We start from the raw sequence: 7,747 nt of genomic DNA on the forward strand, positions 1-7,747 counted from the left end.
TCGTCGAGGTGCGCGTCTGGTCGCGGAAAGAAGCGACGGCGCGGCGCTTCGCGGGGGAGATGAAGGGACGGGTGTCGTGCGCCATCCGCCCCATGACTACGGTGCGTGAGGCGGTGCGAGGCGCCGGCCTCGTCGTCACCGCGTGCTCCGCGACCGAACCGGTGCTCGAGGGTGCGTGGCTCGAACCTGGCATGCACCTCTGCGTAGTCGGATCATCGAGCCCGAAGATGCGCGAGGTGGACACGGAAACGGTGCTGCGCAGCCGGGTGTTCATCGACTCGCGCGAAGCCGGCGCCGCAGAGGCGGGCGACCTTCTGATCCCGGTGAAAGAAGGCCGCTACAGCCTGGACCGCATCGTCGCGGAGCTGGGCGAGGTGGCTGACGGAAAGGCGGGGCGGATCTCGGACGACGATGTCACTCTGTTCAAGTCACTCGGACTGGGCGTCGAGGACCTCGCCAGCGCGCGGCTGGCGCTCGAGCGCGCGAGGAAGCTGGGCATCGGCACGCCCATCGCGCTTTAGTGCGTCGCCTCCCCGCTGCGCCCGCGACTCGGTAGCTTTCGCCCACCATGCCCGATCTCGCCAGCGCGCTCGTCTACTACGTCGTCTTCCTCTTTTCGGTGACGCTGCACGAGGCGGCCCACGCCTGGGCCGCGATGCTCGGCGGCGATCTCACCGCCTACCACGGCGGCCAGGTCACGCTCGACCCGCGCCCGCACATCAAGCGCGCGCCGTTCGGCATGGTGGTGCTCCCGCTCCTGTCGGTATTGATCTCGGGGTGGCCATTCGGTTTCGCGAGCGCGCCCTTCGATCCCGCCTGGGCGGTGCGCCATCCCCGGCGCGCGGCGTGGATGGCCCTCGCGGGACCAGGCGCCAATCTCCTGCTCATACTCGCTTCGGCGCTGCTCATCCGCGCCGGCCTCGCCTTCGGCGTCTTCACCGCGCCCTCGTCGGTCTCGTTCGACCATGTCGTCGCGGCCGAGGCGTCGGGTGTGTGGTCCGCCGTGGCGTTCGTGCTCAGCGTCTTCTTTTCGCTCAACCTGGTGCTCGCCGCGCTCAACCTCCTGCCGCTGCCGCCCCTCGACGGCAGCTCGGCGATCACCTTGCTCATGAAGGAGGAGACGGCGCTGCGATATCAGCGGTTCCTGTGGAGCATGCCCATGCTTCAGATGGTAGGGATCATGGTCGCGTGGCAGGTCTTCGGCGCCGTCTTCAACCCGATCTTCCTGTTCGCCGTCAATCTCGTCTATCCCGGCGTGCACTACGGCTGAAGCGGCGGCCCCTCGGCGGGCGAGCGGCCAGCCGCTTCATCCCATGCGCTAGTCGTTAGCCGGCCACTTTCAGCCTTCGGTGTTCAATGACACGCGCAATCTCCCTTCGATCCGTTCAACGCGCACCACGATCGTGCTCGACTCAGTGAGGGAATCGGCGCAGTTGCCGCTGCCGGAGATCGAGAAGAAGGTTGAGGAACACGATGCCGCGTGAGCATCGTCTTCGGCTGATCCTGGCCTTCGCGGCCGTCTACGTCATCTGGGGCTCGACGTACCTCGGGATCCGTCTCGCGATAGCGACCATTCCGCCCTTCCTCATGGCGGCGGCTCGCTTCGTGGTCGCCGGGTCGATCCTCTTCGTCTGGGCCAGGGCGCGGGGCGCCCGCATGCCGACGCGAGTGGAATGGCGCACCGCGGCGGTCATCGGATTCCTGTTGCTGCTTGGCGGCAACGGTGGCGTGGTGTGGGCCGAGCAACGGGTGACGTCGAGCCTCACCGCGTTGATCGTGGCGGCCGAGCCGCTATGGGTGGTGATCCTCGACTGGATCCGTCCCGGCGGCAAGCGGCCGACTCTTGCCGTGAGCGCGGGATTGGTGGTCGGATTCGCGGGGGTGGCGCTGCTGATAAGCCCGAGCCGCGTCGCCGGAGAGGGCGGCGTGGACCTGGTCGGTGCCGCGGTGCTGACCTACGCCTGCGTGTCGTGGGCGATCGGTTCCATCTACTCACGCCACGCGCCGGCGCCTGCCTCGCCCCTCATGGCGACCGGGAGCAACATGCTCGCGGGGTCGGCGTTCTTCCTGGTGGCCGCCCTCGCGACCGGTGAATTCGGGCGGCTCGACGTCGCCGCGATAACGACGCGCTCCTGGCTCGCGCTCGCGTACCTCACCGTGTTCGGAGCACTGATCGGCTTCACGGCCTATCTGTGGCTGCTGAAGAACACCACGCTGGCGAAAGCCTCGACCTACGCGTACGTGAACCCCGTGATCGCCGTCGTCCTCGGCTGGCTCATCGCGGGCGAGCCTCTGACGGCCCGTACCCTGGTCGCGGCCGCGATCATCATCGCGGGCGTGGTGACCATCTCGACCTTCCAGTACGCGCGGTCGGGGGCGCGCCGGCTCTTCGCGCGCGGCGGCGGCGCCGGGTTGCCGAGCTCGGTGCCGGGAAGGCCCTGAAAACGGTTGAAAACCAAGAGACGTTGAAGGTTGACGCTTCTCCTACGGCGCCGCTCTCCCGCTCCCCCGCGGCCAGGTGTTGTTCTCGCGATTGATGTCCGGGAACATCAAGTCGGGGTCCACTTCCACCCGCATCAGCTGCCGGGGTAGCCGCCTCAGCATGATGTAGCGGTTGCCGAGGTACCAGATCTCGACCGGCAGCCGCATCCGGTCGGATGAGCCATCGGCATAGGTGAGGCGCAGGTCCACCGGCATCGGCAGCGTTCCGGGACTCGAGAGGAACACGCGCGAAGCGAAGCCCTGCGGGCCGCCTGGCGAAGAATCGGGCCGCGACTGCAGCGAGTCCACCGCCAGGTCCACGCGGTCGGTCCGGAAGAACCAGCCCCGCCAGAACCACGACAGGTCCTCTCCCAGCGCGTCTTCCATGGTGCGGAAGAAATCCGCGGGCGTGGGGTGCCTGAACGCCCACCGGCGCGCGTACTCCCGGAAGGCGAAATCGAATCGCGTCGTGTCGTCGAGGATGGCGTGCCGGAGGAGGTACAGCCCGGTGGCCGGCTTGTTGTAAGCCGCGTTGCCGAGGAGCTGTGACGGTGTGCGGTCCGCCGGCAGCATCATGGGCTGGTCGTATCCGGTGCGCGCGATCCCGGCCCACTGCGCCGCCCCGCCGCGGGAGCCGGTCGCGACCGGCTCGCGCCAATAGGTGATGCCGGAGAAGATGTTGATGAAGCTGTCGAACCCCTCGTCCATCCACGGATAGAGCCGCTCGTTGTTCCCCACGATCATCGGGAACCACTGGTGCCCCAGCTCATGGGTCGTCACGCCGAAGAGCCCGCGCAGGCTGGTGCGGCCCCCGCAGAACACGATCATCGGGTATTCCATCCCGCCCACCGGACCGTTCACGTTGATGGCCGTGGGCCAGGGATACTGGAACCACTTCTCCGAGTAGTGCTTGATCGAGTGGCGCACCATCTCGGTGGAGCGCCGCCAGATCGAGTCCGCGGGCGGCGGGTAGAACGACTGCATCAGGATGTTGTTCCAGCCGCTGGCATCCCAGATGAAGTTGGGTGCCGCCGCCCAGGCCACGTCCCGCACGTCCCGGGCCCGGAAGTGCCAGGTGAGCGTCGGCGAGGCGCCCTGCGGCCGGGAGCCGGGAGTGCCGACCTCCCGATTCGACACGATCGCGACGGTGGTGTCGGACCGGAGCGCGAGATCCAGCCGGCGCACCTGCTCGGGGGTGAGCACTTCGGCCCGGTTCTCCAGAGTCCCCGTGCCCGCGACAATGAAGCCCCGCGGCACGGTGATGTAGTAGTCGAAGTCTCCGTACTCGAGGTAGAACTCCCCCTGCCCGAGGTACTGCTCGGTGTTCCAGCCGCGTACATCGTCGTAGACGCAAAGCCGCGGGTACCATTGCGCCATCTCGTATAGCCAGACGTCGCCGAAGGGCTCGCGACCCATCCGGTCCGCGCCGTGCTCCGGGACGCTGAACGCGAAGTTCATCGCGATGTCCACCGCGGTGCGCGGCGGCAGCGGCATGTCGAGGTCTACCCGCATCAGCGTGCCGTTCACGACCCAGTTCAGAGGGACACGGCGCTGCGCCGGTGACGGCGCGCCGGCCCTCGGGCGCACCGGAACTGCGATCGCCCGCGCTACGTCGCTCACCACGAACCCTCCCTCGAAGCCGCCGCCGCCGAAGCGGGCGTCGTCGGGGAACAGGAACGACCCGCGGCTTTCGCGCCCGAACAGGTTCTGGTCGAGCTGGAGCCAGAGATAACGGAGCGTGTCGGGGGAGTTGTTGGCGTAATGGATGGTCTCGGCGCCGCTCACCCGGTGGGTCGACGGGTCGAGCGCGATACGGATCGTGTAATCTACCCTTTGCTGCCAGTAGTCGGGGCCGGGAACGCCGGTGCCGGTGCGGATCCGGTTCGGAGCGGGCAGGTCCACCCGCCGGAATATCGACGTGTCCGAGATCGGCACGCTGCTTCGCGCAACGGGGATCGGCTGCTGGAGCATCGCGGCAGCAAGCAAGGCGACACGGAACATCGGTCTTTGGCCTCGGGGTGAAAAGAGGCTTGTAGTCTCACCTTTCGGGGTTGCGTCGTCAACTTCGGACTATTCGGTTCGTTGTCGCCCTCCCGCCCGCCGTGCCGTTCCTCCCGAAGCCGGGGACGATCCCCGACCTCCTCACGCAGCTCCGCGATCCGCCGGACGCTTCAGCCGAATGGTGACGGCCGTGCCGGCGCCCGAGGCGCTGACGATCCCGATCGTTCCGCCCCAACTCTCCACCAGCCGCTTGGCGATCGCCAAGCCGAGCCCGCTGCCGCTCGTCGTGGTACTGAATTGGGGCTCGAACACCCGCAGGAGCACTTCCGGCGCGATGCCGCGTCCGTCGTCGCGGACCTCGATCTCGGACTCCGAGGCCGCGTCCCTCGTGACGACGACGACGCGCTTCGCGCCCGCATCCCGGGCGTTCTCGCACAGGTTCACCAGGACCTCCACCAGCTCTTCCCGCCGGGCGAGTCCCATGACGCCGTCCCGTGACTCGAACTCCCAGGCGACCGGCCCTTCTCCCAGGCGGTAGAGGTGCAGCACCTCGCGTGCGACGGCCGAAAGGTCCACCGCTTCGACGGGCCTTCCCTCGGGGCCGGGAAGCGCGAAGCGCGAGAAGGTCCGGGCGATGGCGTCGAGCCGGTCGATCTCGGCGAGGATGCGCTCGCCGGTGGACACCAGCACAGTTCGGAGCTCCGCCGGTCGCTCGCGGTGCAGGCGCAAGAGGTGCTGCATGCCCAGGCGGATCGGCGTCAGCGGGTTCTTGATCTCGTGCGCGACCTGCCGCGCCATCTCGCCCCAGGCAATGACTCGCTGCGCGCGCCGGCCCGCTTCCACGTCGGCCGCGGCCTGCACGATGGCCGCGTGCACCGGCTCCAACTCCAGAGGCATGTCTTCGCGCCCCTCCACGGGCCCGCCGGAGCCGACCGCAAGGGCCGCGCGCCGGAGGCTCTGGAGCGGTCGCGCGAGGGCGCGCGCCGCCGTCCCCGACAGGACCAGAGCGGCCAGGAGCCCGATCAGCGTTGCCACCAGCACCGCGATGCCGAGGTCGCCCTCGCGGCGCCCCAAGGTGACGTCACCCAGCAGCTCGGGCGCGGCCAGTATCCGCGCGGAGGCGGGCGGCCCCCGGGCCAGCAGACGGTATCCGATCAGCGTGGGAGCCGGGGCCGCTTCTTGCTCCGCCGACATCTCCAGCTCGTCGCCGTACACCAACCCCGAGAAGACCGGCGCCGGTACCAGCCAGTCGGTCAACCCGAGGTCCGTGAGGACCGGAGACGAGACGGCCACCAGACGGCCTCCCTCGAACAGCAGCAGCTCGGCTTCCACGCGGTGCGACGCCTCGATGACCGCCGCCGAAGACGTATCCGGCTCCGCGCCCAACGCCGCACTGGCGTCACGCAGGGTGCGCTGGACGAGCAGCTCACGCGTCCTGCGGAACTCGTCCCCGAGGCGGGCATAGCTTAACGCCGCGAACGCGAGGGTCGGGACGACGAAGAAGAGCCCCAGGCTGACGGTGAGCCGGGCGCGCAGCGAACGGAACGCGCGCGGCATCCAGGCACGGAGCGCGGGAACCGCGCGCCCGCCGATGAGCTCCACCACCAGCCAGAGCAGCGCGAGGATCGCGCAGTCGAGCACCAGTACGAGCGCGCCGCGCTGGAGCAGGGCGGACGCGCCACCCAGCGGCACCAGCGCGTGCGCGTGACGCAATCCGCCCGGCAGATCCAGCACCCGCTCCCCGCGCACCGACCACGCGACCCGGCGCCAGGCGACGTGCGCCGTAGCGGCCCCGCCCGGGCGATCCGGCGGCGACAGGGCGGTCTCGTACGGAGCATCGGTCTCCGCGGGATCGCCCGAGAGGAGGCGCGCCAGGCCGCTCGGCGGCACGAGCCGCGAGCGGGGCCCCACGCCGACGGTGAGCACGCCCTCGCGGAGTAGAATGCCGGCGACACCGTGCAGTCCCGGCACGCCCAGGCGTGAACGAACGATAGGCAGGCCTTCCTCCAGCGCCTCCCGCGCGACCGCCTGCACGAATGGCAGCGGAAGGTCCAGCTCGGCCAGGTCGAGCGAAACCAGGCGTTCCCCGCTCGTAGACCAGAGTGCCAGCGACGCCGGGTAGCCCTGCGAGCCGAGGGCGCTGGTCCGCCACAAGCGGTACAGGTCTCCCGCCGCGCGGGGCGGCGCTTCCGAAGTGGTCTCGTAGACGAGGTGGTCGAGGAGCGCGGCGGCAAGCGGATCGGGCGCGCTGCCCAGGGCGTCGAGGTCGCGCGTGGCCAGGGCGATGCGGCCTTCGGTCGTCGCGCCCCAGGTGAGCAGCGCCGAAGCCGACCCCGCGACGATGGCGACGGTCGCGAGGGTGCCGCGGAACGGCATTGGCTTGAGCGCGAGCAGCAGCGCCGGCACCCAGAGGTAGGGGTACCACTCGGGCCACGCGCCCGCGGGCTCCCAGAGCCATAGGCCGGCCACCGCGGCGGCGAGCGCGATCGAGCCCGCCACGGCCGCCCACGGGCCGACGTGTTCCGGGACCCGGCGCCCCCGCACTATCGCCGCCGCAACGAGCACGACCGCCGACGCAGCGAGGACGAGCGCGATCTGCCAGGTGAGCCAGAGCCCCGTGGTCACCCCGCCGGCCGGCGGCGTGATTCCCCTCGCCAGGTTCTGAAGCAGATACGGCGCGGACACGGTGACGAGCACCGCGGCGGTCCGGCCCCAAAGCGACGGGGCAATTCCCCGCCGCCACAGGGCGCACCCGAGCAGCGTCGCCACCACGCCCAACAGCACCAGCGTTCCCACTGACGCCGAGTACGGGCCCAGCAGCGGCCGGTAGTAGGTGTCAGGCCAGAACAGGCTGCCGGGTCCGAACGCTTCCTTGAGCGGCGCCCGTGCGACCACGAGGAACGCCGCGCCGACCGGGAGCAGTGCGGCCTGAAGTGGAAGCCGCAGGCGCACCGCGCCGGTCACTCCCGCCAGCAGCAGGAGCACCACTGCCCAGAACACCAGCCGGCGCGCGCCCGCCAGCAGCCTGCCGCGAGCCACGGCCTGGTCCTGGGGGACCGGCTGCACGGCGAACAGCGTGTCCCCGACGAGCTGGTAGTCGAACACTTCCGAGTCCGCGGGCGCGCAAGCGGGATCGAAGAACCGCAGCCCATCGCCGGTACGACCGGCGAATTGGTCGGCGAACGCGACGCCCGCGGACGGAGTCGCCGAGTCGCGCGCCAGAAGCAGCGTGGCCACCGCCGTTCCGGCGTCGGTCTGGCGTCGC

The 7,747-nt window shown here is 70.0% G+C and carries 6 protein-coding genes; 4 read left to right on the forward strand and 2 right to left on the reverse strand.

All coding sequences use genetic code 11. The features are described from left to right. From Q8Q85_10205 to Q8Q85_10220, 4 genes are all read left to right on the forward strand, one after another. The coding region (locus tag Q8Q85_10205) for a hypothetical protein (protein MDP3774625.1) at positions 1 to 521 on the forward strand (521 nt) is incomplete at its 5' end. A 47-nt stretch (positions 522 to 568) separates the two neighbouring features. Further along, entirely contained in the window at positions 569 to 1,270 is a 702-nt protein-coding gene (locus Q8Q85_10210; GenBank protein MDP3774626.1) for a hypothetical protein, read from the forward strand. Between the two features lie 79 nt (positions 1,271 to 1,349). Then, positions 1,350 to 1,484 carry a hypothetical protein gene (locus Q8Q85_10215; protein MDP3774627.1) on the forward strand — a complete coding sequence of 45 codons (135 nt, stop codon included), beginning with the start codon at positions 1,350 to 1,352 and terminating at the stop codon, positions 1,482 to 1,484. Continuing rightward, positions 1,474 to 2,442, forward strand: a complete 969-nt coding sequence (locus Q8Q85_10220; GenBank protein MDP3774628.1) for an EamA family transporter — start codon at positions 1,474 to 1,476, stop codon at positions 2,440 to 2,442. The genes Q8Q85_10215 and Q8Q85_10220 overlap by 11 nt, the downstream gene beginning before the upstream one ends. A gap of 42 nt (positions 2,443 to 2,484) precedes the next feature. Here the strand turns inward: Q8Q85_10220 and Q8Q85_10225 are convergent, their stop codons facing one another. Both Q8Q85_10225 and Q8Q85_10230 read right to left on the reverse strand, forming a co-directional pair. Continuing rightward, complete coding sequence (locus tag Q8Q85_10225; GenBank protein ID MDP3774629.1) at positions 2,485 to 4,482, reverse strand: M1 family metallopeptidase; 1,998 nt, start codon at positions 4,480 to 4,482, stop codon at positions 2,485 to 2,487. Positions 4,483 to 4,623: 141 nt separating this feature from the next. Next, positions 4,624 to 7,747, reverse strand: a 3,124-nt coding sequence (locus Q8Q85_10230) for a HAMP domain-containing sensor histidine kinase (protein MDP3774630.1), incomplete at its 5' end; no start/stop codon positions are given.

It is taken from the genome of Gemmatimonadales bacterium (assembly GCA_030697825.1).
Lineage (GTDB): Bacteria > Gemmatimonadota > Gemmatimonadetes > Gemmatimonadales > JACORV01 > JACORV01.

Excerpts from the sequence above, each read along its gene's own strand:
- Q8Q85_10210 (MDP3774626.1), top strand. The coding sequence starts at position 569 with ATGCCCGATCTCGCCAGCGCGCTCGTCTACTACGTCGTCTTCCTCTTT.
- Q8Q85_10220 (MDP3774628.1), top strand. The coding sequence starts at position 1,474 with ATGCCGCGTGAGCATCGTCTTCGGCTGATCCTGGCCTTCGCGGCCGTC.
- Q8Q85_10225 (MDP3774629.1), bottom strand. The coding sequence starts at position 4,482 with ATGTTCCGTGTCGCCTTGCTTGCTGCCGCGATGCTCCAGCAGCCGATC.